General features: G+C 54.8%; 1 protein-coding gene. It reads right to left on the bottom strand.

From position 1 onward, the window contains the following. Window positions 1-45: 45 nt before the first annotated feature. The coding region (locus tag ACR0IP_RS23270; RefSeq protein WP_480528176.1) for an ABC transporter ATP-binding protein at window positions 46-737 on the bottom strand (692 nt) is incomplete at its 5' end.

Consider the following 737-nt stretch of genomic DNA (forward strand, 5'->3'; position numbering starts at 1 on the left):
CCAGGGTTTCTTTTGTGTTGAGGAACTGGGCCATGCTTTTGCTCCTTAATTCACGCGCGCGCCAGACGCGTCAAAATACAACGGGTTATGGGGGCGAATTTTTATAATTTTTCCAGAGGGGTAATCCTGATGAACATCAATCAGGGTGACAACCGGGTGGCCATTCAGGTCCAGGTGCAGCCGTGTTTGGTCGCCCAGATGTTCGGCACGTATGACACGCGCTTCACTGCCCTCGCCTTCAATGATGTTTTCCGGGCGAAGACCAATCTGTGGTCCTTTGTGATCGCCTCCGAACAACTCGGACGGCAGGATGTTGATTCGCGGCAGACCCAACCTGCTGGCAACGTAAACACTGCCCGGGTTTTCGTAGATATCCCGGGGTGTCCCGTATTGAACCAACCGGCCGTTCTCTAAAACGCCGATATGCGTAGCCATTGTCATGGCTTCGACCTGATCGTGGGTCACATAAAGCAAGGTTGATCCCAGATCGGCCTGAATCCTTTTCAGTTCGACCCGCAAATCCGCCCGAAGCTTGGCGTCCAAAGAGCTGAGCGGTTCGTCCATCAGGAAAATCTGGGGATCGCGCACCAGTGCCCGTCCAATTGAAACGCGCTGCATTTCGCCGCCAGACAGTTCAGTGGCTTTGTTGTCCAGCTTGTGCGGGATCTGCAGGATCTCCGAGACTGCGTTGACCTTCCTGGCGATCTCATCCTCTGGCGTCTTCAGGATCGGCGACC

The organism is Ruegeria sp. AL11 (assembly GCF_056540865.1).